Genomic DNA, 14138 nt, shown 5'->3' with positions numbered 1-14138 from the left:
AGGGCGACACTTCAGCATCCCCGCTGCGGCCTGACAAGCGCGGCCCAAAGGACGGTCCTAAGGTCGGCCAAACAGCGGCTTCACGCCCTGACCAGGCCAAGCCGGATCAGGCTCTCGGCCGTCGCGAGGATCGCCTCATCGTTGGAGCGCGGCTGCCAGCCGAGCAGCGACCGAGCCTTGGCGCTGGTGGAATGCCGCACCCTTCCGAGCATCGGCACGACCGCACGCAGCAGCGGAATCCGGTTGGCGGCCAGGCGCACCAGCCAGTCCGGCGCCTGGAGCCGTGGAACCCGGCGTGCCCTCGGTCCGAGTTCCCGCCGCAGCACCCTGGCGATATCGAGGATCGACATCGCCTCGCCGGAGACCGCGATGAAGCGCTCGCCTTTCGCCTCAGGCGCGGTCATCGCCCGCAGATGAAGGTCGGCCACGTCGCGCACGTCGACCACGCCGAAATAGACCCGCGGCACCGCCGGCATGGCACCGTCGAGCAGCGATTTGACGATCTCGATCGAGCCGGAGAAATCCGGCCCCAGCACGGGACCGAAAATGCCGGCGGGGTTCACGACCGAGAGCTCGAGCCCGCCGCCTTCGCGCGCCACGAAATCCCAGGCCGCCCGCTCGGCCAGCGTCTTGGATTTGATGTAAGCCTGCACGTCGGCACCTCCGAGATTGGTCCAGTCGGTCTCGTCGAACGGTTTTTCCCGCGGCTTGTGGCCATACCCGATCGCACCCAGCGACGAGGTGATCACCACGCGCCTGACGCCGGCCTCGCGCGCGGCCCGCAGCACCCGCAGCGTGCCGTCGCGCGCCGGGATGATCATCTCGTCCTCATCCTTGGGAACACTGGTCGAGAGCGGCGAGGCAACATGGAGAACGTAGTCGCAGCCCGCGACGGCCTCACGCCACCCCTCGTCCCGGACGAGGTCGGCGGTGAAGAAGGACAGGCTCTCGGGCGATGCCGCCCCGCCCTCGCGCAGCATGGCCAGCACGTCGGCCTGCCGCTCCGGCCGGCGCACCGTTGTCCGCACCGTGTGGCCGGCGGCCAGAAGTTGCAGGACGACATGGATGCCGACGAAACCCGACCCGCCCGTGACCAGAACAATGCTCATTGCCAAATTCCCCTCGTTGCACGGGCCGGCGAATTGGTTCCATCAAGGCCCTGCTCAAGGCGGCATCTGGTCACTATGTGCTTGCGAACAAGTAGAATGGATTTCGAGACCGGTATGGAAAACCTGACCAGTGCCTGCGACGGCGACTGCGATTGCAGCCCCGACCCTGCCCTGCTCGCCGACTTCAAGCGGGCCATCCACGCGCTCGGCGGCAAGTGGAAGCTGGAGATCCTGTTAGCGCTGATGAACGGCGCGGTCCGTTTCGGCGCACTACGGCGATCGATCGGCGGCATCACCCAGCACATGCTGACCACGCAGCTGCGCGAGCTCGAGCAGGACGGACTGGTGTCGCGAACCGTCTTCGCGGAGAAGCCCTTGAGGGTCGAGTACGAGCTGACGGATGCGGCCTACGGCCTGTTGCCGGCGTTTAAGGAAATATTGAGCTGGTCCAGGCTTTATGGGGCCGCGCGCCTCGTGGCGTCGCACCAGGCCTGATTGCAGCGATGCTTGATGCAGCTGGATCGGTGTCTCAGCGTTCGAGTCGATCCCGTTGATGCGACTCGCAAAATCTCCCGCACCTGAAGTGAAGGCTGTTTCTCATCCGAACTCACGTGAGCTCGGAGGATGTGACTCTAGCTCATTGATCGCGATTCATTTTTCGCGATTGCGGTCGCGCGTTGAAGCGCGACGGCAAGCGACGGGCAATATCCTGACCGCGGCGCGAAATGGCGCCTTGCGTCCAAAAACAAAGAGCCGCATCGCTGCGGCTCTGACTCTATTCGTCGCGATAGACCTTCTCGCGTTTCTCGTGGCGCTCCTGCGCTTCCACCGAGAGTGTTGCGATGGGCCGGGCCTCGAGCCGTTTCAACGAGATCGGCTCGCCGGTGTCCTCGCAATAACCGTAGGTGTTGTCCTCGATACGCTGAAGCGCGGCGTCGATCTTGGCGATCAACTTGCGCTGGCGGTCGCGGGCGCGGAGTTCGATGGCGCGGTCGGTTTCGGACGATGCCCGATCGGCGAGATCGGGGTGGTTCACGTTCTCCTCCTGCAGGGCTTGCAGGGTGAGCTTGGACTCTTTGAGGATCTCATCCTTCCAGGCAAGGAGCTTCAACCGGAAGTACTCCTTCTGCCGGTCGTTCATGAAAGGCTCTTTTTCGGTCGGTCGGTAGTTTTTCAACTTTTCCAAGGGCGGCCTATCTGTCTAAGCAACGACTCGCAAACGGAACGGGGTCCGTTGAGCGGGGCGTTATATAGCGGCCTCCTGTGACAGACAATATTTCCCTGATCGCCCAGCCGGCGCCCCCAAGCCCTTGCACAGGAAGGTTTATCCGCAAGGGCCCGGGAGCGGCCGAAGGCCTAGTATCCGACCGTGAAACGCTGCCTCAAATGGGCCGGCCGCTCGACCTCGTCGGCAAGCGCAATGGCGTAGTCGGCGAAGCTGATCCAGCTCTTGCCGTTCGCATCTGCGAGAAGCTGATCGGTCCCGAGCCGGAACTTGGCCGTGCGCTCGCCCTCGACGAACAGCGCCGATGGCGAGATGAAGGTCCAGTTCAGTTCCTTTTCCTGCCGCAGCAGGTCGAGAAAGGCGGAGCCAGCCTCCGCCTCGGCCTTGTATTGGGCCGGAAAACCGGGAGTTGTGACCAGCTTCACGCCTGGTGCAACCTCCAGGCTGCCAGCCCCGCCAACGACGAGATAGCGGCCGACCTTGGAGTCCTTGGCTGCCCCGATCAGCTTGAGCGCGTCGCTGGCCAGGAAGTGCACGGAACTCACGGCGACGTCGTGCCCGGCCCACAGCCTGGCGAGACCCGCCTGGTCGAGCACATCCCCCTTGGTGGGTGTGACGTTCGGCAGGGCCGCGATCTTCTCGGGGTTCCGGGCGATGGCCGTGACGCTATGGCCGCGGCGGGACAGTTCCTTGGTGATCTCCGACCCGGCCCGGCCCGAGGCGCCGGCGACTGCGATTTTCATGGAAGGCTCCTTTGCTTCTGTGGTAACTAGCAGCGACTAGATATCTCAAAGAAAGCTGGTGTTAAGAGAGCACTTTGTGCTCACCTGATTACGCAGGAGTAACCGGCAAGCGAGCCGGCAAGCGACTTCAATGGATCGAGGACCCGAAGATGAAGCCCGACGTCTATGCAGCGAACTGCCCCACGCGCCAGATTCTCGATCGCGTCGGCGACAAATGGGCGGTGCTGATCCTCCTGCTGCTGCGCGAGGAGCCGATGCGCTTCAATCAGTTGCGTCGCACGATTGAAGGCATTTCGCAGAAGATGCTGAGCCAGGTTCTCAAATCGCTCGAACGCGACGGCCTGATCAAGCGCCGCGCCATCGCGACCGTACCGGTGACGGTGGAATATTCGATCACGCAGCTCGGGCTGACACTCGCCGCGGCCGTCGATCCGTTGCGCGATTGGGCCGAGCAGAATCTGAAGGACGTGCTCGCCGCCCAGCGCCGCTACGACGCGCAGAAGGAGGAGGAGGCGGCGTAAGCCCTTTCTCAAACGTACGCGGCGCGCTCACACGAAATTTCGCTGTCATGCCCCGGCTTGACCGGGGCATCCAGTACGCCGCGGCGTCTCGATTCAAAACTACTGTCTCTGGAATACTGGGTCGCCCGGTCAAGCCGGGCGACGACAGCCTGCCCGACTACGCCTGTCCCGCCTTCGCCAGCTCGACCTCGACGCGCAGCTCGATCTCGGACAGCACGGAATCGAGACCGGGATCGCCCGAGGACGATTTCAGGTTCGCCGCAGCGTCGCGCAGCCGCATCACGGTGGACGCGTCGAGATTGCCGGACAAGAGGCCCATCTTGAGATCGTCGAGCACGTCGAGCGCGGTCCTGCCGCGCGCGACCGAGCGCTTGCGGCGCTCGACCGGATCCTCCTCGATGCCTTGCAACGCGAGCAGGGCATCGATGTTGGCCGCTGCTTTCGGCGCCGCAGCCGCTCGCGTCTCCTGCGCCGACGAGGTGTCGGGCAAGACGAAGGTGCCGGAGCCCGTCCGCCTGGCCTGGCTGGCCGGCGTTCCAAGCGTGGTGCCGTTCGGTCCGTAGATGCGCATCGCAGCAATCCGGGTGATCGATGCCTCACCTTCGCTGTTCTATGGTTAACGGCACGTAAACAGCCCGGCAAAATCTGCCGACAGGCGGCAGTTTCGCTCCTCAGGGACAACGCCCGCTGACACCGGTCGAAACAGCTTTATTCAACCTATTCAGCGACCTACGCCCACTGCCCCGCGTTGGCACAGCACTCGCAAGGAAAGCGTCGGACCAGCTCGTCATGGGAGTGTCGAGGATGGTCCGAGATTTGAGGAGCCTCGGGGAGCAGAGGATGCCAGGCGTTCGTTGGGTGAGGATTGTTGGGGTGGCCTGCGCCGCGCTGTCAGCGCTGGCGCTGTCGGTCACGTCCGCAAGCGCGACCTCGCGCATCAAGGACCTCGCCAATATCGAGGGCGTGCGGCAGAACCAGCTGATCGGCTACGGCCTCGTCGTAGGCCTCAACGGCACCGGCGACACGCTCAACAACATCCCCTTCACCAAGCAGTCGCTGCAAGCGATGCTCGAGCGCATGGGCGTCAACATCCGCGGCGCCACCATCCGCACCGGCAACGTCGCCGCCGTGATGGTGACAGGCAATCTGCCGGCCTTCGCCACCCAAGGCACGCGCATGGACGTCACCGTTTCCGCGCTCGGCGATGCCAAGAACCTCCAGGGCGGCACCCTGCTCGTCACGCCCCTCCTCGGCGCCGACGGCAACGTCTATGCGGTCGCGCAGGGTTCGCTCGCGATCTCCGGCTTCCAGGCCGAGGGCGAAGCGGCGAAGATCGTGCGCGGCGTTCCGACCGTGGGGCGCATCGCCAACGGCGCCATCATCGAGCGCGAGATCGAGTTCGCGCTCAACCGGCTGCCGAACGTGCGCCTGGCACTCCGCAATGCCGACTTCACCACCGCCAAACGCATCGCGGCGGCTGTCAACGACTATCTCGGCGTCAAGACCGCCGAGCCGATCGATCCATCGACGGTGCAGCTTTCGATTCCGCCGGAGTTCAAGGGCAACGTCGTCGCCTTCCTCACCGAGATCGAGCAGCTCCAGGTCGACCCCGATCTCGCCGCCAAGATCGTCATCGACGAGCGCAGCGGCATCATCGTGATGGGCCGCGACGTTCGCGTCGCCACCGTCGCGGTGGCACAAGGCAACCTCACCGTCACGATCTCCGAAAGCCCGCAGGTGAGCCAGCCCAATCCGCTGTCCCGAGGGCGGACCGTGGTCGCACCGCGCAGCAGCGTCAGCGTTACCGAGGACGGCAGGAAGTTGGCACTCGTCAAGGATGGCGTCTCGCTCCAGCAGCTCGTCGACGGCCTCAACGGCCTCGGCATCGGCCCCCGCGACATGATCAGCATCCTCCAGGCGATCAAGGCCGCCGGCGCGATCGAAGCCGATATCGAGGTGATGTGATGCAGACGAGCATGATCAACACCCCGCGCGCCGCCGCCTCCTCGGCCTTCTCGGTGGAAAGCCGCAACGGCCGGCCCGACTTCGAGCTCGCCGCCGCGCTGCAAAAGGTCTCGCCGCAGCAGCAGGCCAAGGCGCAGAAGACCGCCACCGATTTCGAGGCGATGTTCCTCAACAGCATGTTCTCGCAGATGACCTCGGGCCTGAAGGGCGAAGGCCCGTTCGGCGACACGACGGGCACCGGCGTATGGCGCTCGATGCTGACCGAGCAGTATTCCAAGAACTTCGCCAAAGCCGGCGGCGTCGGCGTCGCCACCGAGGTCTACCGCACTCTCATCATGCAGCAGGCGAAAACCGTCCGCACGGCATAAGGTCAAACGAGATGAACCAGTTCACCGCCTCACGCCAGCCGATGCAAGCGCAGCGCCCGAACACCGCGCCCGGCAACGCCCAGGCGCGCAAGCTCGCCGAAGACCTGATGGATGCGATGAGCGCCCTGCTCGGACTGATCGAGCGTGAGACCGAACTCGTTCGCGCCGGCAACGTCCGCGAAGCGATGATGCTCGAGAGCAGGAAACAGGAGCTGTCGCGAAACTATGTCGGCGCCGTCAGCCAGCTGAAGGCCAACCAGGCCCAGCTCGCGAAATCGGCGCCCGAGCTGCTTTCGACGCTGCATCGGCATCACGATGCGTTCCGCGCGATGCTCCAGGTCAATCTCACCGTGCTCGCGACCGCGCACGCGGTCTCCGAGAGCGTCGTGCGCGGCGTCAATGCCGAGATCCAGAAGCGCAACGTGCCGAACACCTATACGGCCGCGGGACGCCGCGCCACTCCGGGCCCGCGCCACATCACCCCGCTCACCGTCAGCCGCTCGCTCTGAACGCGCAGAAAACAAGCGACAATTTTACGAAAAACCGCGCGGCGATATCGTCGCGCGGTTAGTCACGTTTCCTTACCGGGCCTTCAATCCTGGTGTTCCATGGTTGCGCATTGAGAGGGGTTGGGATTTGACTCGGACGAGGCAACCAGGAGGCTGCCATGAGTACAGATTTCAGCATCAGGCCGGTGGGGATACCGGCCCCCGCGCAGATCATGACGACGTCGAATACGGCGGCGATCGAGGCCGTGCAAACTGATTTGCCGGTGAGCCAGACGGTCGCCGCGAGCGATACGAGCGCGCCCGTGCGCAATGATTTGCCGAACAGCGAGAACATCTCGCGGCAGGTGGTGTTCGACCAGGCCGCCGCATCCTTCGTCTTCCAGGTCGTCAACGACAGGACCGACGCCGTGGTCAATCAGTTCCCCGACGAAGCGATGCTGCGCCGGCGAGCTTATTTCCATGCAGAGGATCTGAAGTCCAAACCCTCGCGTCCGCTCAATACGGATGTCAGCGCCTGACGCTCGGGCGCCCAAGGGTCTTGTCGGGAATAGGTCGAGCCGGTCGCAGGATTGGTCACGAAGATCCTGATCCGCGCCTTGCCTGTATCCGTCAGCGTGAACTTGGCAATGCCGAAGCGGAACGGGCCGCCCTCGACGAGCCCGGGATGTTGGCCCCCGATAGAACGTTCAACTGATACACGGCCACAACCAATGCGCCAGAGGTCGGCCATGACTGGCCTCCATCACGGCCGTCCGGACAGACCGGCAGCGATGTTGCGATTGATCTCGATCAGCGGGCGGAAGTGATCGAACTGCGGGCTCATCTGCAGCGCCGCGGTCTGGCTCAGCACGAACACGCTGATGTTGGCGATCTTCTGGCGGACATCGATCGGCTGCGGATTGTTGTCGCGCATCGCCTCGCTCAGGAAGATCGTCCAGAGCTTGCGGTTGAACATCAGCGCCTGCATGGTCTGCTCGCTGAGCGGATCAGCGTTGTTCACCGCATCCTGGAGCTTGTTGGCGGCCTTGAGCAGGGTCTGCGCCTCGATGTCGCGAGGAGATGCGGTGGTCGTTGCAACACGCGCGTAAGCCGAGGCAGCGGAATTCGACATCAATCACACCCTGGAGGTTACCTAGCCCGTTGAACGCGCTTAAGGATTTCTTTCCCAACCCTAGGCAGCACCGCTTAAGATTTGCTTACGTGTGCGCTTGGAAGCACTCCGGATAATTACGGGTCGCGGAGTTTCTTCGTCAGCGCAAAGCTAGATGCACGCACACACGCTGTAAACTTGCTTCGCGTGATGGGCATCAATCTCAGCTAATCCTGCCTTAGCGATCTCCGTAAAAAGAACGGCGGAGCGTTAGCCCCGCCGCGATATCTCGAGTAGCGGTCTTGCGCTGCGAAATTAGCGGAGCAGCTGGAGCACGCTCTGCTGCGACTGGTTGGCGAGCGACAGCGCGGAGACCGCGATCGACTGGCGGGTCGACAGCGCCTGACTGTTGGCCGCTTCCTCATTGGTGTCGGCGAGCGTCAGGTTCGATGAGCCGGTCTGCAGCACGTTGATCAGGTTCTTGGAGAAGTCCTGACGCACCTGCACGATCGAGAGGTTCGAACCGAGCGCCGAACCTTCCGAGCGCAGCGTGCTCGAGGCCGCGTTCAGGCTGGTCAGCACCTTGTTGGTGGCGCCGTTGTCGATGAAGTCGACGCCGTTGACGAGGTTGCTGAGGCCGAGGCCTGCCGCGTTGAACACCACGCCGTTGATGCCGAGCGTTGAGCTGCCGGTTTCGTTGAAGACGAGCTTCAGCGTGTCGCCGTTGAGCAGGTTGACGCCGTTGAAGGAGGAGTCCTGCGACGTCGTGTCGATCTGCGCCAGAATGTTGTTGAACTGGTTGACCAGGTTCGAGCGCGCCGTCTGCGCGACGGGATCCTGGACCGGCGGCTGCGCGGTGGTGAAGGCCAGAATGCCGGTGATCGTGCCGCCGACCGTGCCGCCCGCAGTTGTCGAACCGAGCGTCGAGGAGGCATATTCATTGACGGTGGTCACCGTCAGCAAGCCATTGGCGTCGATCGTCGCCGTCAAATGGTTCGCCTGAAGCTGCGCGTTGAGCTGGTCGAGCGTCTTGACGGTGCCGTTGGTGCCGTCGCCGAAGGTGACGTTCACCGGCGTGCCGCCGTTGAAGGAAGTGAAGGTCAGCGTCTTGCCGCTGACACCGCCAACACCGGAGGTGCGCGCCGCGGTGAAGGCGGTCGCCGTTCCCGTGTTGCCGCTGAGGCCGAACGCGTGGAGCGCGTTGCCGGTGCCGGTGATCGACAAGTCGGCGTTGATGCCGGTGGAGAGCGCAAGTTGGCCGCTGCTGTTGACGGACGACGGGATCTGGCCCGCAGTGGTCGTCAGTGACGCCGCGCCGTTGAAGATGCTGGCGGTCTTGACGCCGGTGGCAAGGTCGATCGAGTTGAGCAGGTCGGTGAGCGTCGCGCTCTGGATATAGACGGTCGAGTTGCCGTTGCCGTCCGTGACGATGTTGCCGTTGACGCCACCCGAGGTCACGCTGGCCGCCGACTGTGGCGTCTGGGCGTTCTTGAAGGTGATGGTGTGACCATCGATGTTCAGCGTCGAGCCGTCCTGGACCAGGGTGCCGAGCGAGCCCGCGGTCGTCGACCGGTTCGCGGTCACGTTCGCATTGCCTGCGCCGGTCGCCGTCGTCAGACCGAGCTTGTTGAGGAAGTCAGCCTTGCCGGTCACGCTCAGATCGGCGCCGGTCGAGCTCTTCAGCGTGACCTGGCCGCCGCCCGAAATCGACGATGCCACCTGAAGCGTACCGATGGGACCGGTCGAACCGCTGACAGCGATGGCCGCCGCGCCTGCGCTGATCGTTGCGGTCTTGACGCCGCTGGCGAGGTCAATCGCGCTGAGGACGTCGTTGACGGTCGCCCTGGGCGCAACCGCGGTTCCCTCATAGACGATCGAGTTGCCATTGCCGTCGGTGGCGATGTGTCCACTGGCGTCGAGACCCCAGCCGGTCGGCTGCGTCGTCGGCGGGATCCCGGTGCGGAAGGTGATGGTCTTGCCGTTCACCGTGATGGTGTCGCCGTCCGCAGGGGGCGCGCCGAAGGTGGTGGATGCCGTGGTGCCGAGCAGCGTGGCGGTACCTGACAGTACGGTGGTGCCGTCGGCGGCGGTCGCGGCAAAACCGACCGCCGAGCCCGCGTTCGACCCCAGTGAGGCGCCGAGCGCGGCAGTCCCCGTCACCGGGGTCACGCCACCGGCTGCACCGGTATAGAGCACGTTGCTGTTGGCGGTTGCGCTCGCGTAGGAGGTCGTTCCGCGCAGATCGGCCGGTGTCGCACCGGGAATCGTGGTGGAGACGTTCGACTTGGTGGAGTAACCGACCGTGGTCTGCAGCGCCTGATTGGCGATCGATTTCGCGCTGTCGATCAGCTTTTGCAGCGAGGTGATGCCGGTGTTGGCGGCCTGGAGCACCTGCACACCGTTGTTGATGCCGTCGAGCAGGTTGCTGATGTCGCTCGCCCGGTTGTCCAACCCCTGCGCGGTGAAGAAGTTGGTGGGATTGTCGAGCGCCGTGTTGACCTTCTTGCCGGTTGACAGCCGCTCCTGCGTCGTGGCCAGCAAGTCGGCCGTCGACTGCAGCGACAACAGGTTCTGGCGAACTGACGCCGAGAGAACGATGTTGGACATTGGCGAGTCTTCCTCTTGAACCGGATACGAATCGGCCGCGCGGTCTCGAAAGCGGGCTTTGGTCCAGTTTTAGGAGGTGTCCTTTAAAGTATGGTTAACGCCGGTTTAAGCGATAGGGTTAATGGCGAATGAACGCCCCTGCCCGCCTCCGGACGCAAAAAAGCGGCGGGGCACAAAACCCCGCCGCTCTATTTTACCAAGTTATTTCCGCTACTTACTAGCGGAGCAGCTGGAGCACGCTCTGCTGCGACTGGTTGGCCAGCGACAGCGCGGAGACCGCGATCGACTGGCGGGTCGACAGCGCCTGGCTGTTGGCCGCCTCGACGTTGGTGTCGGCCAGCGTCAGGTTGGACGAGCCGGTCTGCAGCACGTTGATCAGGTTCTTGTTGAAGTCCTGACGGATCTGCACCACCGAGAGGTTCGAGCCGAGGCTGGACGCCTCCGAGCGCAGCGTGCTCGACGCGGCGTTCAAATTGGTCAGCACCTTGTTGGCTGCGGCGTTGTCGATGAAGTCGACGCCGACGGTCAGCGCGGCGAGGCCCAGACCCTTGGAGTTGTAGGTCACGCCGGTGATGTTCAGGCTCGACTTGCCGGTCTCGTCGAACACCAGCTTGAGCTGATCGCCATTGAGCAGGTTGACACCGTTGAACGAGGAGTCCTGCGAGGTCGTGTCGATCTGGTTCAGGATGTTGTTGTACTGAGACACCAGGTTGGCACGGGCCGTCTGCGCAACGCCATCCTGGACGGGGTTGGAAGCCGTCGAGAACGTCAGTGCCGACGTCAGCGTGCCGCCGATCGCTCCGCCGGCGGTCGTCGAGCCGAGCGTCGAGGATGCGTAGTCGTTGGAGGCCGTGATGGTCAGCAGGCCGTTGGCGTCGATCGTCGCTGCCAGGTTATTGGCCTGAAGCTTGGTGTTGAGCTGATCGAGCGTCTTGACCGTGCCGTTGGTGCCGTCGCCGAAGGTGACGTTGACCGCCGTGCCGCCGTTGAAGGAGGTGAAGGTCAAGGTCTTGCCGGCGATGCCGCCGATGCCGGAGGTGCGGGCGGCGGAGAACGCGGTCGCGCTTCCGGTGTTGCCGGCGAGGCCGAGTACGGAGAGCGCATTGCCGGTGCCGGTGATCGACAGGTCAGCGTTGATGCCAGTCGACAATTTGAGCTGTCCAGACGTGTTGATCGTCGATGCGGCCTGTCCGACCGCGGTCGCTAGCGTACCGCCACCACTGCCGTTGAGCGTGAACGTTTGCACGCCGGTGGCAAAGTCAATCGCTTTCAGCACGTCGGCGATGGTTCCGGTCTGCAGATAGACCGTCGAGTTTCCGTTGCCGTCGGTCAGGACGTTGCCGCTGACACCGAAGCCGCTCGGAACTGCGGGGGCGTTGCTCGAGCCAGGGACCGGCGCGTTCTTGAAGGTGATGACGTGGCCATCGACATTCAGCGACGAGCCATCTTGCAGCAGCGAGCCGAGTGAGGAGGCACTGGTCGTGCGGGTCGCAGTCACGGTGGCATTGCCACCACCCGTCGCCCCCGTCAGACCGAGCTCAAACAGGAAGTCGGCTTTGCCCGTCACGGACAGATCGGCACCGACCGAGCTCTTGAGCGTCACGACGCCCGCAGCGGCAGTCGACGGCGATGCGCCGGAGGCGGCACCGATAGTCGCAGCACCGGCGGAGATCGTCGAGGTCTTGACACCGCTAGCGAGGTCGATCGCGGCCAGAATGTCGCCCACGGTCGCCAGCGTCGAAGTCGTGGCGGTGTCACCGAGATAGATCGTGGTGTTGCCGCTGCCGTCGGTGACGAGATGACCGCTGACACCAGAACCGCTCGGAACGGCGCTCGAAGCCGGCGCAGTGCCGGTGCGGAAGGTGATGGTCTTGCCGTTCACCGTCAGCGTGTCGCCATCCGTCGGAGCGGTGGTCAGCTTGCCGCTCGCGGTGGTGCCGAGCAGCGTGGTGGCCGACGAGATGCCGGTCGTACCGTCAGCCGCAAGACCCCCGGTACCCGCAAACGAGCCCTGGCTCGCACCGAGGGTGGTGGACGAACCTGCCGCGGTGGTGCCGCCGGCCGTGCCGTTGTACAGCACGTTACTGCTCGCCGTCGCGCTGGCGAAGCTCGTCGTGCCGCGCAAATCGGCCGCGGTCGCACCCGCGATCGTGGTGGAGACGTTCGACTTGGTGGAGTAGCCGACCGTGGTCTGCAGCGCCTGATTGGCGATCGACTTCGCGGAGTCGATCAGCTTCTGCAGCGAGGTCAGGCCGGTGTTGGCCGCCTGCAGCACCTGCACGCCGTTGGCAATGCCATCAAGCAGGTTGTTGATGTCGCTGGCGCGGTTGTCGAGCGACTGCGCGGTGAAGAAGTTGGTGGGATTGTCCAGGGCCGAGTTGACGCTCTTGCCGGTCGACAGACGGTTCTGTGTGGTGGCGAGAAGATCAGCGGTGGACTGGAGAGACAGGAGGTTCTGACGAACCGACGCAGAGAGAACAATACCGGACATGACTCTTACCCTTCTGGCTTACGCGTCTTCGTTCGATCGCTTCTGGATCGAGTGACGGGGCCAGCGTGCCGTGACATGGCTAACAAAGGGTGAAACGAACATCGTCTGCATAAGCGCCGGTTCACCATAGGAGGGTGGGAAGCTCAGAGTGAGATGGCAATCAGCCTGAAGTCATTGGCAATTTTTTGCGCTTACGTTCCATTAACCATAACCGCTGGTTACTTTTCGGAGTGTCGCCTGCCTCTCAAAATCTCGAGCGATAAAAGAAAAACGGCGGGGCCGAAGCCCCGCCGCCGGATCTTGCCTGCGATGTCTGCCGCTTGTTAGCGGAGCAACTGCAGCACGCTCTGCTGCGACTGGTTGGCCAGCGACAGCGCGGAGACTGCGATCGACTGGCGGGTCGACAGCGCCTGGCTGTTGGCGGCCTCGACGTTGGTGTCGGCCAGGGTCAGGTTGGACGAGCCGGTCTGCAGCACGTTGATCAGGTTCTTGTTGAAGTCCTGACGAACCTGCACGATCGTCAGGTTCGAACCCAGAGCCGAAGCTTCCGAGCGCAGCGTGCTCGACGCCGAGTTCAGGTTGGTCAGCACCTTGTTGGTGGCAGCGTTGTCGATGAAGTCGACACCGCTGGTCAGCGCAGCAAGGCCGAGACCCTTGGAGTTGTAGGTCACGCCCGTGATGCTCAGGCTGGACTTTGCAGTCTCGTCGAACACCAGCTTGAGCTGATCGCCGTTCAAGAGGTTGACACCGTTGAACGAGGAGTCCTGCGCAGTCGAGTCGATCTGGTTCAGGATGTTGTTGTACTGGTTGACCAGGTTGGCACGAGAGGTCTGCGCAACCGTGTCCTGGACGGGGGTGGAAGCCGTCGAGAAGGTCAGCGCCGTCGTCAGCGTACCGCCGATCGCACCACCCGCGGCGCTCGAACCGATGGTCGAGGACGCGTAGTCGTTGGTGGTGGAAACCGTCAGCAGGCCGTTGGCGTCGATCGTCGCCGTCAGGTTGTTGGCCTGAAGCTTCGAGTTGAGCTGATCGAGCGTCTTAACCGTGCCGTTGGTGCCGTCGCCGAAGGTGACATTGACCGCCGTGCCGCCGTTGAAGGAGGAGAAGGTCAAGGTCTTGCCGGTGAGACCGCCGACACCCGAGGTGCGTGCCGCCGAGAATGCGGAGGCCGTGCCGGTGTTGCCGGCAAGTCCAAGGACGTTCAGCGCATTGCCGGTGCCGGTGATCGACAGGTCGGCGTTGACGCCGGTGGACAGCTTGAGCTGGCCGGAGGCGTTGATCGACGAGGCGATCTGACCGGTTGCGGGGCTCAGCGTCGCCGTGCCGTTGGCCGCGATCGAGGAGGTCTGCACGCCGGTGGCAAGGTCGATTGCGTTCAGCACGTCGGCAACCGTGCCGGACTGCAGATAGACCGTCGAGTTGCCGGCGCCATCGGTCAGGACGTTGCCGCTGACACCGAAGCCGCTCGGGATCGCCGGAGCGTTGCTCGATCCCGGAACCGGGGCGTTCT

At 63.9% G+C, this 14138-nt stretch carries 14 protein-coding genes; 6 read left to right on the top strand and 8 right to left on the bottom strand.

Annotation, left to right across the window (positions count from 1 at the left end; translation table 11 throughout):
* Positions 1–80: 80 nt before the first annotated feature.
* Complete coding sequence (locus tag WN73_RS14600) at positions 81–1109, bottom strand: SDR family oxidoreductase (RefSeq protein ID WP_011088575.1); 1029 nt, start codon at positions 1107–1109, stop codon at positions 81–83.
* 96 nt (positions 1110–1205) lie between these two features.
* On the opposite strand from WN73_RS14600, the gene WN73_RS14595 reads away from it, so the two are divergent.
* A complete protein-coding gene (locus WN73_RS14595; RefSeq protein ID WP_271553425.1) occupies positions 1206–1604 on the top strand; it encodes a winged helix-turn-helix transcriptional regulator in 399 nt (132 codons plus the stop codon).
* Positions 1605–1884: 280 nt separating this feature from the next.
* Here WN73_RS14595 and dksA read toward each other — a convergent pair whose 3' ends face one another.
* Both dksA and WN73_RS14585 read right to left on the bottom strand, forming a co-directional pair.
* The gene (gene dksA / locus WN73_RS14590) at positions 1885–2250 is read right to left on the bottom strand and encodes an RNA polymerase-binding protein DksA (RefSeq protein ID WP_008554760.1); all 366 of its coding nucleotides are present in this window, start codon (positions 2248–2250) and stop codon (positions 1885–1887) included.
* 215 nt (positions 2251–2465) lie between these two features.
* The gene (locus WN73_RS14585; protein ID WP_011088577.1) at positions 2466–3077 is read right to left on the bottom strand and encodes an NAD(P)-dependent oxidoreductase; all 612 of its coding nucleotides are present in this window, start codon (positions 3075–3077) and stop codon (positions 2466–2468) included.
* Positions 3078–3226: 149 nt separating this feature from the next.
* Between WN73_RS14585 and WN73_RS14580 the strand changes: the two genes are divergently transcribed.
* On the top strand, positions 3227–3598 hold the full coding sequence (locus tag WN73_RS14580) for a winged helix-turn-helix transcriptional regulator (protein ID WP_028173285.1): 372 nt from the start codon (positions 3227–3229) through the stop codon (positions 3596–3598).
* Between the two features lie 157 nt (positions 3599–3755).
* On the opposite strand, the gene WN73_RS14575 is transcribed toward WN73_RS14580, so the two are convergent.
* Positions 3756–4169, bottom strand: coding sequence for a flagellar assembly protein FliX (locus WN73_RS14575; protein WP_028173284.1), 414 nt, complete (start codon positions 4167–4169; stop codon positions 3756–3758).
* A 269-nt stretch (positions 4170–4438) separates the two neighbouring features.
* Between WN73_RS14575 and WN73_RS14570 the strand changes: the two genes are divergently transcribed.
* The 4 genes from WN73_RS14570 (at position 4439) to WN73_RS14555 (ending at position 6958) form a co-directional block, all read left to right on the top strand.
* Positions 4439–5563, top strand: coding sequence for a flagellar basal body P-ring protein FlgI (locus WN73_RS14570; protein ID WP_028173283.1), 1125 nt, complete (start codon positions 4439–4441; stop codon positions 5561–5563).
* Positions 5563–5931 (top strand): flagellar assembly peptidoglycan hydrolase FlgJ, encoded by a 369-nt coding sequence (flgJ, locus tag WN73_RS14565; RefSeq protein WP_038967161.1) that lies wholly within the window; start codon positions 5563–5565, stop codon positions 5929–5931. The genes WN73_RS14570 and flgJ overlap by 1 nt, the downstream gene beginning before the upstream one ends.
* Before the next feature lie 11 nt (positions 5932–5942).
* The gene (locus WN73_RS14560) at positions 5943–6440 is read left to right on the top strand and encodes a hypothetical protein (protein WP_011088582.1); all 498 of its coding nucleotides are present in this window, start codon (positions 5943–5945) and stop codon (positions 6438–6440) included.
* Between the two features lie 158 nt (positions 6441–6598).
* Positions 6599–6958, top strand: coding sequence for a hypothetical protein (locus WN73_RS14555; protein WP_271553415.1), 360 nt, complete (start codon positions 6599–6601; stop codon positions 6956–6958).
* 224 nt (positions 6959–7182) lie between these two features.
* On the opposite strand, the gene flaF is transcribed toward WN73_RS14555, so the two are convergent.
* The 4 genes from flaF to WN73_RS14535 all read right to left on the bottom strand — a co-directional run.
* A complete protein-coding gene (gene flaF / locus WN73_RS14550) occupies positions 7183–7551 on the bottom strand; it encodes a flagellar biosynthesis regulator FlaF (RefSeq protein WP_008554779.1) in 369 nt (122 codons plus the stop codon).
* A 294-nt stretch (positions 7552–7845) separates the two neighbouring features.
* Entirely contained in the window at positions 7846–10137 is a 2292-nt protein-coding gene (locus tag WN73_RS14545; RefSeq protein WP_011088584.1) for a DUF1522 domain-containing protein, read from the bottom strand.
* A gap of 217 nt (positions 10138–10354) precedes the next feature.
* Positions 10355–12628: a DUF1522 domain-containing protein gene (locus tag WN73_RS14540; RefSeq protein ID WP_271553411.1), complete on the bottom strand. Its 2274-nt coding sequence runs from the start codon at positions 12626–12628 to the stop codon at positions 10355–10357.
* Between the two features lie 323 nt (positions 12629–12951).
* A partial coding sequence (locus WN73_RS14535; RefSeq protein ID WP_271553410.1) for a DUF1522 domain-containing protein occupies positions 12952–14138 on the bottom strand: 1187 nt, incomplete at its 5' end.

This window comes from Bradyrhizobium sp. CCBAU 45394, assembly GCF_028128655.1.
GTDB classification, from domain to species: Bacteria; Pseudomonadota; Alphaproteobacteria; order Rhizobiales; family Xanthobacteraceae; genus Bradyrhizobium; species Bradyrhizobium diazoefficiens.
This window is presented reverse-complemented; position numbering and strand designations above follow the sequence as displayed.

What these genes read in the sequence shown, in the direction of transcription:
- WN73_RS14600 (WP_011088575.1), bottom strand. Translation starts at nt 1,109, where the DNA reads ATGAGCATTGTTCTGGTCACGGGCGGGTCGGGTTTCGTCGGCATCCAT.
- WN73_RS14595 (WP_271553425.1), top strand. Translation starts at nt 1,206, where the DNA reads ATGGATTTCGAGACCGGTATGGAAAACCTGACCAGTGCCTGCGACGGC.
- dksA (WP_008554760.1), bottom strand. Translation starts at nt 2,250, where the DNA reads ATGAACGACCGGCAGAAGGAGTACTTCCGGTTGAAGCTCCTTGCCTGG.
- WN73_RS14585 (WP_011088577.1), bottom strand. Translation starts at nt 3,077, where the DNA reads ATGAAAATCGCAGTCGCCGGCGCCTCGGGCCGGGCCGGGTCGGAGATC.
- WN73_RS14580 (WP_028173285.1), top strand. Translation starts at nt 3,227, where the DNA reads ATGAAGCCCGACGTCTATGCAGCGAACTGCCCCACGCGCCAGATTCTC.
- WN73_RS14575 (WP_028173284.1), bottom strand. Translation starts at nt 4,169, where the DNA reads ATGCGCATCTACGGACCGAACGGCACCACGCTTGGAACGCCGGCCAGC.
- WN73_RS14570 (WP_028173283.1), top strand. Translation starts at nt 4,439, where the DNA reads ATGCCAGGCGTTCGTTGGGTGAGGATTGTTGGGGTGGCCTGCGCCGCG.
- flgJ (WP_038967161.1), top strand. Translation starts at nt 5,563, where the DNA reads ATGCAGACGAGCATGATCAACACCCCGCGCGCCGCCGCCTCCTCGGCC.
- WN73_RS14560 (WP_011088582.1), top strand. Translation starts at nt 5,943, where the DNA reads ATGAACCAGTTCACCGCCTCACGCCAGCCGATGCAAGCGCAGCGCCCG.
- WN73_RS14555 (WP_271553415.1), top strand. Translation starts at nt 6,599, where the DNA reads ATGAGTACAGATTTCAGCATCAGGCCGGTGGGGATACCGGCCCCCGCG.
- flaF (WP_008554779.1), bottom strand. Translation starts at nt 7,551, where the DNA reads ATGTCGAATTCCGCTGCCTCGGCTTACGCGCGTGTTGCAACGACCACC.
- WN73_RS14545 (WP_011088584.1), bottom strand. Translation starts at nt 10,137, where the DNA reads ATGTCCAACATCGTTCTCTCGGCGTCAGTTCGCCAGAACCTGTTGTCG.
- WN73_RS14540 (WP_271553411.1), bottom strand. Translation starts at nt 12,628, where the DNA reads ATGTCCGGTATTGTTCTCTCTGCGTCGGTTCGTCAGAACCTCCTGTCT.